Below are 14,165 nucleotides of genomic sequence, written 5' to 3'. Positions count from 1 at the left end.
ACGGTGAATACTATACTTAACAGAGTGTTAGATGAATCTCTCCACGAATTGTTAGGTAAAAAAACAACTGAAGGCTTGCAAGAAATTGCAAGCCTTTTTCCTCAGCTGTTTTCATCCTACTATTTAGAAATAAGAGATCTAGCTACTCATGAATTTAGTCGATTGGATTTACTCTGCGCTATCGATCACCAATCCCCTAAAAAACGTACAAACATTTTCGATAATCGCTGGCTTCCTTTAATAGAAAATTTACGAAACACCTACGCTAAATTGAAATCTCTTGACGCATTTACTCCATTTTTATGGCTTGAATTTGATAATATTCTGGTAAACAAACCAGAAACCATCGCAGCTCCAGGTGTGCATTACTGTCTAGAATCTGGCTATCCGAAACAACTCGCAGAGAAAAATGCACAGCTTAGCCACTATAAACCATATGTTTTTTCTATGGGTCTGTGCCAACAATATCACTCAGAAGCGAGTTTGACGCTATCTAGACTATTCAAACACTTACCGCTTTCGGGTCATATCATACATATCTCATTTATGCAGCAACGTAAGCCCGCCACAACAAAACTATATATTTCTATGCATCAGGATGAGGTTATAAAATACTTGGAAAAAGTGCATTTTCCCGGAGATGTAAAGGAAGTCGAGAAGATGCTACTGTTTTGGCGTGATATAAATGATAGCCCCTACTTATTTTTTGACTTAGCTATTGGAGACACACTGTTTGACCATTTCGCATTGGTCAGCTCCCCCGTATATTTTGATGAGCTCAACAACAGGTTTTCATTCCTAAAGAATAAGGCCGAATTATCGAATAAACTATGTAAGAAGCTCGCATCATCAGGACTAATTACTCAACAGAAGTCGTCACTGATACAACAATGGTCATCGTCAAAATTTGAATTAGCTTGGACTTGGGTAGATTTTAAGTTGGTTAAAGAGCCGAATAGAGCTGTTTACTCAAAAGCTTACTTTGGCCTGCAATCATGTGTAAATTAGAGCGCGCTTTGCGCCCTAATTTACAACATTCAATTATAAAGCGAATTTCCCTCTTGCTGCATGAAGCTTCTTATAGCTTTCAATAAGACGCAGGTGCTTGTCTAGACCTTCCAACTTCATGTTAGTTGGCGTTAAACCATAGAATTTCACATCACCATTAATTGAGCCAATAACCGCATCCATCACGTCTTTCGAGAACATACGGGTGAAGTTGTGGATGTAATCTTCTATTTCTAGCTCGTCATCCAATGCAATTTCAAGTGTGGCATGCATTGCTTGGTAGAATAAGCCACGTTCAACCGTGTTGTCATTAAACTGCAAGAAGGTCTCAACTAGTTCAATGGCCGCTTCGATATCGCCAAGCGCTAGATAGATTAAAATCTTAAGCTCAAGAATTGTAAGCTGACCCCACACCGTATTTTCGTCAAACTCAACACCAATTAGGGTGATAATATCGATATAGTTATCAAGCTGGCTGTCCTCTAAGCGCTCAACCAAGTTAGCTAATGCTTCGTCATCTAGAGAATGGATGTTGAGAATATCCTCGCGGTATTGCAACGCTTTATTGGTGTTGTCCCAAATCAGATCTTCAGCAGGGTACACTTCAGAAAAGCCAGGAACCAAAATACGACAAGCGATCCCTAAGTCTGTAAATTCCGCAATATAGGCTTCTTTACCTAACCCTTCCAAAATGCCAAATAACTTATCGCACTCTTCTTCATTCGTGCCTGTAAAATCCCACTCAACAAAATCGTAGTCATGCTTTGCACTAAAGAAGCGCCAAGAGATCACCCCCGTTGAATCGATAAAATGCTCGACAAAGTTCTCCGGCTCAGATACCGCCATGCTGTTAAACGTAGGTTTTGGTACGTCGTTTAAGCCTTCAAAACTACGACCTTGTAACAACTCGGTTAAACTGCGCTCAAGTGCCACTTCGAAACTTGGATGCGCGCCAAAAGAGGCAAATACGCCGCCTGTTTTAGGGTTCATCAAGGTCACACACATCACAGGAAATTGACCGCCAAGAGACGCATCTTTCACCACCACAGGGAACCCCTGCTCTTCAAGCCCTTTGATCCCTTCAACAATACCTGGGTATTTAGCAAGTACAGACTCTGGCACGTCAGGGAGCACGATTTCTTGTTCGATGATTTGCTTTTTCACCGCACGTTCAAAGATCTCAGATAAACACTGCACCTTCGCTTCAAACAGGTTATTACCGGCACTCATACCGTTACTTAGGAATAAATTTTCTATTAGATTTGACGGAAAATACACGGTTTCACCATCTGAATGGCGAGTGTACGGAATAGAACAAATACCGCGCGCTACATTACCTGAATTTGTGTCGATTAGGTGCGAACCGCGTAGTTCACCTTCTGGATCATAAATTTCACGAGTGTAGTCGTCTAAAATCTCAGTAGGAAGCGCATCATCAGCTTCAGGCTTAAACCACTTTTCGTTCGGGTAGTGAACAAATTCAGCATTTGCGATTTCTTCACCAAAGAATTGATCATTATAAAAGAAGTTACAGTTTAAACGCTCAATAAACTCACCGAGTGCCGAGCAAAGCGCGCTTTCTTTGGTTGCCCCTTTACCATTGGTGAAACACATTGGTGAAGCAGCATCACGAATATGCAAAGACCAGACGTGTGGCACGATATTACGCCATGACGCGACTTCAATCTTCATGCCTAAATCCGACAGGATCTTGGTCATATTTGCGATAGTCTGTTCAAGCGGAAGATCTTTGCCTAGGATAAAAGTGCTGTCGCTTTCGCTGGTATCAACCATCAACATCGCCTGAGAATCATCTTCAAGGCTTTCAACCGCTTCCACTTGGAATTCAGGTCCTGTTTGGATCACTTTTTTAACGGTACAGCGGTCTATTGAGCGCAGGATACCTTGGCGGTCTTTTTCAGAAATGCTTTCTGGAAGCTCCACCTGAATTTTAAAAATTTGGTTATAACGGTTTTCAGGATCAACGATGTTGTTTTGCGACACACGAATTCCATCTGTTGGAATCTCACGCGCATTACAATATACCTTCACAAAGTAAGCAGCACAAAGCGCTGAAGAAGCTAAAAAGTAGTCAAATGGACTTGGTGCTGAACCATCGCCTTTATAGCGAATTGGCTGATCTGCAATGACAGAAAAGTCGTCAAATTTGGCATCAATTCTGAGATTGTCGAGGTAATTTACTTTGATTTCCATTGGAAGGTTCCGGTGTGTTGCAAACGAAAACGCTAATTGTACTTGAGGATGGGTGACCACGCCAATGGAAGTTTCTCTTTCAACTTTTTGACCTAGAATAAATAAACTGGGTTTAATGTGATGTAACTTCCTGTAATTGCTCTACACTTTGCTTTAGCTCAAAATAATTGCAAGTGATGTAATTTGTTTTTCAGTACGTGACCCTGTACTGAGACAAACACTAAGCGAGAACAGAATCTGTTAGCGAGACTTCTGCTCTCAACTTTCAATAAGTTCGCTAACTTTGTTATTCGACGTTCAAACTAAATTTGAAAACTAGGAAGTGCACAGATGAGAAAAATAGACAAGTGTGATCTCGATTTTTACAAAGATAATGGTTTCGTTTTATTACCAAATGCCCTATCGGATTCGATACTCAAACGTCTCGTTGCGCTATCAGAAACGTTAGAGCTTTCAGCAAAACAAGAACTTAGTGAAGGTAAAATAAGTAGCCAATACTACTTATCAAGCGAGTCTTCCGAACCAAAATTATTCCGTTACAACGATTTGCTGTTTGACGCCCCCGAGTTGATAATTGAACTACTCGCGAGCCCCGCGATGATGGCAATCAGCAATCAATTTTGCGGCATAGGTTGTGTACCTATGCAGTGCGATTTAGTCTACAAATATCCACATCCTCACCCGCACATTGCTTGGCATCAAGGTGCACCTCACCCACGTAACTTCGCATACTTAAATGTTGGGATCTATCTTGATGATGCAAAAATAGATGATGGTTGTTTACGCTATGTACCAAATTCTCAACACGAACTTGTAGACATCTATTCGCTTTCTAGCCAGTATGGCTGGAATATTCCAGGAGTCGTGCAACAACCGGCTAAGGCCGGGGATATTCTCGTTCAAGACATGATGATTTTACATAGCTCTGAGCCTAAACGTAGCGACGGTCCAAGAAGAACAATTTACGTAGAACTTAGGCCGCTTGAAGGGATCGAAGAAAGCCAATATCAAAGTAAAGAATGGGCTGAACTTAGAAAACAATGGATGGCGCATATTATTAAAGCCGCTGCTCCTGAAGACATACCTGAAAATTGGCTAGCCGTTTATGGTGACCCCACCTATGATTTAAAGACACTCGTTGAGCTTATAAAACAAAAGCGAGAGCCTGCAATCCCAGCAGTTTGGGCCTCCAAAAACGTTGAGCATCCGGACTACCCTACACCTGCAGATCTGCGTTGATATTGATGAAGGCAATGATCACTACTTTTTGGTGGTAATTGCTTTTGACCGGATCGTGTTTAGAATTTTCTTTCACTCAATCTTAGCTAAAATCAAAAACACGGTTTACTTCTATGCCATAACACACCTCTTCGAACATAAAGCGATTCATTGTTATCCCTTGAGCTTGGTCTAGATTTACCGCACCATGCTTTTCGTAAAAGCGTCTCGCTTGTTTGTTCTGCTCATAAATCCAGGTATACGCGCTTTGACAGCCTTGCTCGTAAAGCTTTAATAAACGCGCCTTTAACAGCGCTTGGCCCAATCCACGATTTTGATGGCTTGGCAAAATATAACCGCGATATAGTTCACCCGCATTTATTCTGGATACTTTTTGGCTAACTGGATTATACATTCGACGGTAATTACCCGCCGCACCGCAGCCTAGTATTTTCCGACCATCAGTCACGAGCAAAGCCGTTTGGGTTGCCGAATTCTTAATGATCTCAGACCAAATGGTTGCGAAAAATTCGACGGTTCCCCCTGCTAGCACTTGCTCTGGTAAAAAACCACTGAAAGCAGCTTGCCAACTCACTTTGGTCACTAATGCCATTTCCTCTATATCTGCGGTGCTAGCAGTCTTGATGGTAATTTTTTCTGGCAGGTTAAATACGTCAACAAATGCCTTTTCATCTAATTCAGTAATATCCATATAAATACTCAAAATCTACTTTACGTAACAATTAACACATTATTGTTACAAGTTAAGATTTATACAAATATTTATTCCAATTTTTTGCTGGACTCAGTCGTTATGCAGCGCTTTACTGCACAATCAACAAGCCTTAATTAACATTCATGTCAACTATAAAACCGCAAGCAAATCTCGTTGACTTACCTTACCAAGCTTAAGCTGCTCATAAGAATGATAGATAGCTTTTTTGCTATCTTGCAGTCGCTGAGTAATGTCTTCGCCTTCCAGTAACGCGGCTTGCGCAGCTTCTAGCCTATCTTGCGTATCGGTAATAATTGCGGTTAGTTTTGCTTTATCTGATCTAATTAGCGTACTGTCCTGCTCAACTTTTTGCTCAAGCATAGTTAACAACTCTGAACGCACTGAAACGGTTTTATACTCTTTAAAGTCTAATCCTAGATGATTAAATAACAGCGCTTGATTCATCTCTTCTGGTGCAATTTCTACTTCAATCGGCATCTCTACAATGTTCGTCATCATTTCACGATACATCTCGATGTTATATTCACGGCTGCCTATTTTGTGACTTGAACTTACCAAAGATTCATGGGCTAGCTTTTCAGCTTGCTCAAAATGTTTGGTAAGGTAAGTCGATTGGGTGTTGTTCGGCGCTTTTTCTTGTACAGCCTTTGCGGCTTCCATAAACGAAGGTGTTCCCGAGTTTTTTGCCGCCGAATTATAAATGTCTTGATCACTCACAACATTATTATTCTTTCGACTATAAAGATCGTTCGAACCATACATTTGTGAATAGGGTGAATTTTGAATGTACATACTCGCTCCTTGTTACATTGACTGTTCTAGTACAGCAATAAGTGCGCCAAGGAAGCGTTATTAACCTGATCTCGGGTTAGTTAGGGTCCTAAGAGTCTTTTAACCACTTTTTCGATGTAATCGGGTTTTGCCAAACCAAAGTTTGCCATTCAAGCGCTTAATATTACTGCGCTTGAGGCAAACTTTTTCCGCTATCGATTAATTATGAACTTTCTCACGCCAACGGATCATCAACATATACACTACAGGTAACACCACTAAGGTAAGTAATAGCGCGCTTGCCATGCCGCCCACCATAGGCGCGGCGATGCGGCTCATTACCTCAGAACCTGTGCCCGAACCGTAAAGGATTGGCAATAACCCGATAATAATCGTTGCCACCGTCATCATGACTGGACGAATACGCTTGCCCGCGCCTTCTAAAATGGCATTATTAATGGCCTCAACTGTTAATGCTTGCGGTTTATCTTTAAGCTCACTAATGGCTTGGTTGAGATACACGAGCATGATCACGCCTATTTCAACCGCAACACCTGCAAGCGCTATAAAACCAACGCCTACCGCGACCGAAAAGTTAAACCCCTCAAGATATAGTAACCACAGTCCACCAATCATCGCCATAGGTAACGTCGCCATGATGATTGCCACTTCGCTAAAACTCCTAAAGTTCAAATAGAGTAAAACAATAATTATCCCAAGCGTGAGCGGCACCACATAAGTCAATTTAGCTTTAGCACGCTCCATATACTCGTATTGACCAGCCCAACTGATGGAGTAACCTGCAGGTAACTCCAGCTGCTCGCTCAGTACTTGTTTAGCTGCTGCCACATAGCTGCCAACATCGACACCATCTAAATCAATAAACGTCCAACCATTAATGCGAGCGTTCTCGCTTTTAATGCCCGGCGGCCCGTTTTCAATATAGATAGTTGCCACATCACCTAGGGCAATATTTAATCCCTCGGCGGTGACTATAGGAAGCTTCCGCAGCGTTTCGGGAGAATCGCGTAAGTCTTGCGGATAGCGCAAACTAACCGGATAGCGCTCTTGTCCTTCAATGGTTTGCGTGACATCCATTCCACCAATTGCAGTTGCGACCACTTGCTGGACATCAGCAATATTTAGCCCAAATCGCGCGGCTTTATCACGTTGAATATCGACCTTAATATAGCGTCCCCCTGCTACTCGCTCTGAATAGACCGAAGCGGTGCCCTTTACCTGACTCAGAATACGTTCAAGATCTTGACCAATATTTTGGATAGTATCTAAATCTGGACCTGCGACTTTAATTCCAACAGGCGTTTTAATCCCCGTCGCGAGCATATCAATACGCGTTTTGATGGGCATCACCCAAGCATTGGTTAAGCCCGGAAACTGCACTAGCTTATCGAGCTCTGCTTTGAGCTTTTCAGTGGTCATTCCCTCACGCCACTGATCTGTAGGTTTTAATTGAATAAAGGTCTCAATCATCGTCAACGGGGCAGGATCGGTTGCGGTTTCCGCGCGACCGATTTTACCAAAGACATTTTTTACCTCGGGCACCGTCGCTATCAACTTGTCGGTTTGCTGTAAGATCTCTCTGGCTTTACCAATCGAAATACTTGGATATGTAGTCGGCATGTACATTAAATCCCCTTCATCCAAAGGCGGAATAAACTCACTGCCGATTTTATCCATTGGATAAAAGCCAACGACAGTAATAGCTGCAGCGGCTAACAACGTCAGCTTGGGAAAGCGTAATACTTGTTTCAACAAGGGCGTATACGCGCCAACCAACATTCGATTGATTGGGTTTTTATGCTCAGGCACAACTTTACCGCGAATAAAGTACCCCATCAGCACAGGAATAAGCGTAATGGCAAGCCCTGCCGATGCGGCCATCGCATACGTTTTAGTGTATGCCAGCGGTGCAAACATACGTCCTTCCTGCGCCTCAAGAATAAACACAGGTAAGAAGCTTACGGTAATAATCAACAAACTAAAGAACAGTGCAGGACCCACCTCAGAAGCCGACTTAGCGACGATTTCCCAGCGGTTTTCATCATTGAGTGGCGTTTTTTCCATGTGTTTGTGCATGTTTTCAATCATCACGATTGCACCGTCGGTCATCGCCCCAATAGCTATGGCTATGCCACCAAGGGACATGATATTTGCGTTCACCCCTTGAAAATACATCACGATAAAAGCAACCAGAATGCCAAGTGGCAAAGTGATCACGGCAACCACGGAAGAGCGAATATGAAATAAGAACACCACACACACTAAGGCCACAACCACCAGCTCTTCGAGCAGTTTAGACCAAAGATTATCAATGGCTTTGGTGATAAGCTCGGAGCGATCGTAAACCGTCACCACTTCCACCCCTTCAGGTAAGCCGTGTTGTAGCTCAGCAAGCTTTTGTTTTACGCCGTCGATGGTTTTTTGCGCGTTTTCTCCAAAGCGCATGACTACAACACCGCCAACAACTTCTCCTTCGCCGTTAAGCTCGGCAATGCCTCGACGCATTTGCGGTCCAATATTGACAGACGCAACATCTGCTATCGTTAATGGCGTGCCTTTGACAGCTTGCCCAAGTGGGATAGCTTCAATATCTTTAACGCTTTGAATATATCCCGTACTTGTCACCATATATTCGGCTTCAGCCATCTCAATCACAGAAGCACCAGATTCTTGGTTACCGCGTTGCAACGCCTGCTGCACATGCGTAAGCGGAATACCGTAAGCGCGCAGTTTATTGGGATCAACCTGTACTTGATACTGTTTCACCATACCGCCAATCGGCGCTACTTCTGACACACCGGCAACCGATTGCAACTCAAACTTTAAAAACCAATCTTGTAGGCTGCGTAGTTGGCTAATATCGTGTTTGCCGGTTTTATCGACTAATGCATAAAGATACACCCAACCCACCCCAGTGGCATCAGGGCCCAACTGCGGTTTTGCCGCATCAGGTAATTGTGGTGCGACTTGACTTAGATACTCGAGCACACGACTGCGCGCCCAGTAAAGATCCGTTTTATCGTCAAAAATAACGTAAACATAGGAATCCCCAAAGAAGGAATAACCACGTACGGTTTTTGCGCCCGGGACGGAGAGCATTGCCGTGGTCAGCGGAAATGTCACCTGATCTTGCACCACTTGTGGTGCCTGTCCTGGATAAGGTGTTTTGACAATGACTTGTACATCAGACAAATCCGGAATGGCATCGACAGGCGTGTTTTTAAGGGTAAATAGCCCAGCCCCCACCAGCATAAGTGTCAGCAATACCACAAAAAAGCGGTTGTATACTGACCAGCGAATTATTGCTTGGATCATTGCGAACGCTCCTTAGTGGCCTGAGTGCATATTCATCGACATCTCACCTGCAGGTTTGATATCAGTCACCACAAATTTGTCACCCACTTCAAAGGTGAAAGTCACCTTCATTCCTGTCATAAGCTGGCTTAAATCAATGTGCTCAGCTGCAACAAAGTCCATCGTTGTTGCGGGACGGTCCCATTTTTCAATGGCGTCGCGAGAAATATTAAGCACTCGGTTGTCAGGGTTGATGGCGTTTATCACGCCACCCACTGTTGCTGTAGGCAGTGTATTTTCGGTCATACTGCCTTCAGACATAATGTGAATACCTGTCAGTAATACGCTGCCATCATCTTGTTTAGTGGCTTCAAAATGCAAAGTCTGTCCAGCGTTTAATTCGTCAACATCGACACTGTCAGCCACTGAAAAATCCATCACCATTTCAGGCCATTCCCACTCGGGTACGGGTTGATGATCGATATTTACCACTCGACTTTGGTAGTTCACGCTTTGAATTTCTCCTTCAATCCAAACTGACTTAGCCTCTGCAACTGGCGCCATACGCATAAAGTCAGAAGTAATGCTCGATTGAGAATCAATCAGGAATTGGGCTGACGTAACTATCTTGTCTCCTTCGTTAAGGCCATTGAGGATTTCAATGTTTTCATCACCAATTTGACCCAGTTCAACGGCAACCGATTTAAAGCTACCGGGTGCAACTTCAACGACAACACGGTTTTGTTTGGCGGTGCGGATCACAGATTCACTCGGCACTTGCAATACGTCGTCACGAGAGTCGGCATGAATGTTCACTTGCGCAAACATATTCGGCTTTAACAGCGCATCACTGTTGTCAAACCTGAGCCTTACTCTAAGTGTTCGTGTTTTTTCATTGAGTGAGGGGTAGACGTAATCGACTTGCCCTCGCCACGTTCTGCCGGGTAAAAAGTCTAACCTCATAGAAACCGCTTGCCCCTGAGCGACCAACATAGCATCACGTTCAAATACGTCAGCTTCGACCCAAATTTCGTCAAGTTTGGCGATACTCATGAGCGTTGTACCTGGTTTTACGTAAAACCCTTCTCGGATCTGGAGTCCATCCAACACCCCAGATTGACGCGCATAAAAGGTAATGCTTTGATGCACTTCACCCGTTTTTTTAAGCGTATTGATAAAGTCATCACTCAGGTGCAATGCTTTGAGCCTTTCGTGCGCTGCGTTTATCAGCGCCTGATTATTACGCTTTCTAGCAATAAGATATTCTTCTTGCGCATTGACCAATTGCGGCGAATACAAGGTGTACAGAGGTTCGCCTTGCTTCACCGGATCTCCTGCTGCTTTCACGTAGAGCTTTTCAACCCAACCCTCAACTCGGGGGTGAATATGAACTAAGCTATCTTCGTTGTACTGAACATACCCAACAGTCCGGATTTGGTGAGACATCGCTTGACGCATGGCCAACGCAGTGCGAACGCCCAAGTTGTTTTCAACGTGAGGCGCTATCTCCACAACCCCCTCACCAAATTTTTCATTCGCAGACTCATCTTCGTACACAGGCACAAGATCCATTCCCATCGGAGACTTACCTGGCTTATCACGACGATAGTTCGGATCCATAGGCGCGACCCAATAAAGTGGCGCTTTCTCAGCGTTTTTCGGCACCGCAGACTCGTTACTTGAAGAGAGGTTAATCCCAACTAGCACGCCGGCCGTTAATGTCGTGACGGCAACTAGCGTCATTTTTAAGTTGTTATTCATCGCTTGCACCCTCTTCAATTTGAGCCAAATAATAGTTACTGCGCACCACCGCTTTTAACAATGCAATATCAATGGAAAGCGCTGATAACTGCGCATTCAGTTTCGCGATGCGCGCCCTCACTACCTCGGAAAAGTCGCCATCGTCATTGGTATAAGCGGTCAATGCAGCTTCGGCTTGTTCAGCGCTTTGTGCCACAATTGATTTTGCGTATAGCGATTGCCTTTCTTGCAATCGTTGGATAGTTTGAATTTCTCCATTTAAGTTTGAAAACAGCTGCTTTAGCACCAGCAACCGATCGGTTTTACTCGCCTCAACTTGTGCGGTCGCTGCCGCTTTTTGTTGGTCTTGTTTTCCATCTGTGAATAACGGAACGTCGAATGACACACCAACGCTGAAAAAGTCAGTGCGAGACATCTGATCCGGCGCATCATCCCGATATGCGTAACTCGCATTGACGGAAAACTGTGGTTTATATGCCTGCTCAGCTAACTTTACCCCTTGATTGGCGCGGTATGTATCAACGTCGGCTGCAACAACCAACGGGTGATGAGTCAAATGTTGTACTACAGCTTGGCTATCAACTGGACGTTGCTGCATCAACTTTGGCGCAATTGAGCGGATCAACGGCAGTGTCACTTCGTTTTGTTCAAGGACACTCAGTGCATTTGAATTAGTGAATGCATCATTTAATAGCCATTGCGAAAGCTTTGCTTTAGCGGTGTTAAGCTGCTGATAAGCCGCGGAACGCTTGTCGTCTAATTGCATCACCTCAAGTTGAGCACGGATCACATCTTGCTGGCGTGTTGCCCCCAGCGCATTGGAGTAGCTAGCATTGGCTATTTCTACCATTTGGTCAAACAACACACTATCGCGTTCAATCAGTTCTAACGTCTTTTTGGCTTGCACAATATCAAGCCACACCTGAGAAACATCGCGGCGCACTTGCGCTTTTCTATCCGCTTGTAAAATCGGTTGCTTTTTAGCGTCAAGTGCCAATTGCTGGCTCTTAATTTCGAGGCTATCTCCTCGCGGTAACATCTGCATCACGCCAACTTTAAGCTGAGTCATCCCTTCTTGATTAAACTCCCAACTATCAACAGGCAGATTCATCATACCGATGGACACCTGAGGATCAGGATAGCTTAGCGCTTCGCGGCTCATAGATTGCATCGCAGAACGCTTGTATTGGCTAGATTTAAGCCAAGGATCGTTACTGATAGCGGCATCTATCGCTTGCTCTAACGTTGCAATATTGGCCTGTGCTATCTGTGGCAGTATCAGTGTTGTGATAAACAGGGAAACTTTAATTGTCATTAGAACTGCTCCTCATAGCTGTCGATTTCAGCAAAAATCTCATAGCTCCCATCTTTTTTAAGTAGCAATACTTGATAGGGCATAAAACGCTCGCCAGCTTCCATACCAGGCGATCCAAGTGGCATAGCCGGCACACTCAAGCCGATATTTTGTGTGTCTTGAGTTAACGTTTCGTTTTGCAAAAACTGTTTAATAAACTTGGCAGGAACATGCCCTTCAAAAATAAAACCATTTTTAGAAACCCCGGAGTGACAAGATTGAAAATTTTGCTTAATACCAAGCTTACTCTTAAGTGAGCCAAGATAATTTAAATCGGTGGCTTTGTGCGCGATACCTTGCGCAGTTAAGTGGTTTAACCACAGCTCACAACAGCCGCAGGTTGGGGATTTAAAGACTTCCAATTCTATATTGGATTTACCATATGCCATGGCGCTCATAAGCCATAGCGACATCACTAAATAAAACTTTTTCATGCTAACCTCGCATGCAATACCAATTACGTTAGTGCAACAGGTATCAATCAATTCGTTGAAAATTACGCCAAAAAAGACGATTAATCGTACAAAACTTTGAAATTAAGGCAGATCTGCCCTGAGGTTAGGCAAGTATTGGGGGTTTATAAAGAGAGCGAGGATAGTCGCTAAGCTGGCCACTTGTGAAACTTAATTTATCGTTTTTCAGTACAATAGGCGCTACCCACTCTCTTGGCGAAAACGCTGCAAGATTTGTGGAGCACATATGTGTGGGACAAGTACAATCGCTGCATTGTGTTGTGTTTTGAGGGTCACAGCAATCCATCTCAACCATCATTTCATGATGATGAGGCTCTGCCGATTGCACGTTACTTTGAAGCATTTGATGACTTGTTTCATGACTGGTAGCGCCATGCATTTCACATGCTGCCATAGAGGCAGCCGCGTTTTGACCACTTAGTGTAGCCACCACGAACAATGTGATAAGTAAACGTAAAAATACTTGCAAGGTACTTTTCCAAATCAAATAAGCGAAGTAATAATAAAAACCTAACCAAAGAAATGCAAGTAAATAGGCCCACCTCATTATTATTTTCTTTCATCATTGATATACTAGAGCCCAAATCAAAAAACTCTTCCAACTCAAGGAAATGAACTATATGAAATTAGTTACAGTGGCTACTATTTTAGCTTTAGCAGCATCGTGCAAAACCAGTGCTGCAGATTTTGGAGACTTTGGTGTCTCTATTTATGGTGGCAAAACGTACAGCAGTGATATCGAAACTTCTCGTCACCAAAAGTATGAATTAGAAGACGATTCGCACTTTGGATTAAGTATCGATAAATATGTACCTGAAGGCCGTTATGGCTTCTACTACGGAAAAACTGAGACCCAACTTACCGCTTATCCGCTAAATAAAGTGGAAATGGAATATCTATTATTTCAAAGTGCAGTGGTACGCCCTCTCACAGACAACTTAGATGTTTATCTAGGCTTACAAATTGGTGCGACCTTTGTTGACCCTAATTTTATCGACTCTGACACTTTCTTTGCATCAGGGTTATACACAGGTTTTGAATATAACCTTGGCGCAGGTTTTCATCTTGGTGCTGAAGCACGATGGATTGCAACTATCCTCAACAACAACTCTAAAGTCACTTGCGATGTCGATCCAGAAACCCAAAATACCTGTAGCTGGCACTTCGACGACGAAATAATGAGCCAATATCAAGCGAGCGCAACATTAAGTTATCGCTTTTCGCTCTAATAGTTAGAACTAGGGCCTGTTTATCTTTCAAGTTTGTTTTTGCAGCAGTTTGAATGGTATTTATACAAGGCAGAGCCTGCGTAGCA

The 14,165-nt window shown here is 43.5% G+C and carries 11 protein-coding genes; 3 read left to right on the top strand and 8 right to left on the bottom strand.

Features of this window, described 5'->3' with window-relative positions:
* Positions 1-3 precede the first annotated feature (3 nt).
* Positions 4-1,008 carry a hypothetical protein gene (locus EXT48_RS18990; protein ID WP_130165394.1) on the top strand — a complete coding sequence of 335 codons (1,005 nt, stop codon included), beginning with the start codon at positions 4-6 and terminating at the stop codon, positions 1,006-1,008.
* Between the two features lie 33 nt (positions 1,009-1,041).
* Here EXT48_RS18990 and EXT48_RS18985 read toward each other — a convergent pair whose 3' ends face one another.
* Positions 1,042-3,222 (bottom strand): OsmC domain/YcaO domain-containing protein, encoded by a 2,181-nt coding sequence (locus EXT48_RS18985; protein WP_130165393.1) that lies wholly within the window; start codon positions 3,220-3,222, stop codon positions 1,042-1,044.
* A gap of 330 nt (positions 3,223-3,552) precedes the next feature.
* Between EXT48_RS18985 and EXT48_RS18980 the strand changes: the two genes are divergently transcribed.
* Positions 3,553-4,461 (top strand): phytanoyl-CoA dioxygenase family protein, encoded by a 909-nt coding sequence (locus EXT48_RS18980; protein ID WP_130165392.1) that lies wholly within the window; start codon positions 3,553-3,555, stop codon positions 4,459-4,461.
* Positions 4,462-4,543: 82 nt separating this feature from the next.
* Here the strand turns inward: EXT48_RS18980 and EXT48_RS18975 are convergent, their stop codons facing one another.
* The 7 genes from EXT48_RS18975 to EXT48_RS18945 form a co-directional block, all read right to left on the bottom strand.
* A complete protein-coding gene (locus EXT48_RS18975) occupies positions 4,544-5,152 on the bottom strand; it encodes a GNAT family N-acetyltransferase (RefSeq protein ID WP_130165391.1) in 609 nt (202 codons plus the stop codon).
* 153 nt (positions 5,153-5,305) lie between these two features.
* On the bottom strand, positions 5,306-5,968 hold the full coding sequence (locus EXT48_RS18970; protein ID WP_130165390.1) for a hypothetical protein: 663 nt from the start codon (positions 5,966-5,968) through the stop codon (positions 5,306-5,308).
* Between the two features lie 198 nt (positions 5,969-6,166).
* Entirely contained in the window at positions 6,167-9,283 is a 3,117-nt protein-coding gene (locus EXT48_RS18965; protein WP_130165389.1) for an efflux RND transporter permease subunit, read from the bottom strand.
* Between the two features lie 12 nt (positions 9,284-9,295).
* Positions 9,296-11,023 (bottom strand): efflux RND transporter periplasmic adaptor subunit, encoded by a 1,728-nt coding sequence (locus EXT48_RS18960; RefSeq protein WP_130165388.1) that lies wholly within the window; start codon positions 11,021-11,023, stop codon positions 9,296-9,298.
* The gene (locus EXT48_RS18955) at positions 11,016-12,338 is read right to left on the bottom strand and encodes a TolC family protein (RefSeq protein WP_130165387.1); all 1,323 of its coding nucleotides are present in this window, start codon (positions 12,336-12,338) and stop codon (positions 11,016-11,018) included. Before EXT48_RS18955 ends, EXT48_RS18960 begins: the two co-directional genes overlap by 8 nt.
* On the bottom strand, positions 12,338-12,811 hold the full coding sequence (locus EXT48_RS18950) for a DUF411 domain-containing protein (protein WP_130165386.1): 474 nt from the start codon (positions 12,809-12,811) through the stop codon (positions 12,338-12,340). The genes EXT48_RS18955 and EXT48_RS18950 overlap by 1 nt, the downstream gene beginning before the upstream one ends.
* Before the next feature lie 124 nt (positions 12,812-12,935).
* Positions 12,936-13,319, bottom strand: coding sequence for a hypothetical protein (locus EXT48_RS18945; RefSeq protein WP_240703406.1), 384 nt, complete (start codon positions 13,317-13,319; stop codon positions 12,936-12,938).
* 151 nt (positions 13,320-13,470) lie between these two features.
* Between EXT48_RS18945 and EXT48_RS18940 the strand changes: the two genes are divergently transcribed.
* The gene (locus EXT48_RS18940) at positions 13,471-14,079 is read left to right on the top strand and encodes an outer membrane beta-barrel protein (protein WP_130165384.1); all 609 of its coding nucleotides are present in this window, start codon (positions 13,471-13,473) and stop codon (positions 14,077-14,079) included.
* The last annotated feature ends 86 nt before the right edge of the window (positions 14,080-14,165 follow it).

The organism is Pseudoalteromonas sp. CO348, from assembly GCF_004208845.1.
Lineage (GTDB): Bacteria > Pseudomonadota > Gammaproteobacteria > Enterobacterales > Alteromonadaceae > Pseudoalteromonas > Pseudoalteromonas maricaloris.
Note: the sequence above shows the minus strand (reverse complement) of the source record. Positions and strands in the feature narration are given on the sequence as shown.